This is a genomic window from Desulfovibrio desulfuricans (assembly GCF_024460775.1).
Classification (GTDB): domain Bacteria; phylum Desulfobacterota; class Desulfovibrionia; order Desulfovibrionales; family Desulfovibrionaceae; genus Desulfovibrio; species Desulfovibrio desulfuricans_E.
In genome coordinates this window covers 1-223 of the sequence record NZ_JANFYZ010000124.1, presented here as the reverse complement: position 1 = coordinate 223, position 223 = coordinate 1, and the positions used below count along the sequence as shown (strand labels likewise).

1 protein-coding gene is annotated in these 223 nt (G+C 41.3%); it reads left to right on the top strand.

The features are described 5' to 3' along the window. Nucleotides 1-223: hypothetical protein (locus NE637_RS15635; RefSeq protein WP_256267842.1), on the top strand; the 223-nt coding region annotated here is incomplete at both ends.

Sequence of the window (223 nt, the reverse complement as noted above, 5' to 3'; positions counted from 1 at the left end):
GGAAAATTAAAGAATACCCTACCTGTGATCTGCTGCTCGGTAACGTGGCGATGCTGCTAAACGGCCTGCTGTTGTTTCAAGGAAACAGAATTGATTCATATGAAAAATACGAAGAGGAAATCGAAGCTTTATTTCAACGGGTAATGCAAAGTGACCGGATTGATATCAGAGAACAGGCGCAGGCGTATCTGATCTCTAAATTGATGGAAAAACAGGATTATGA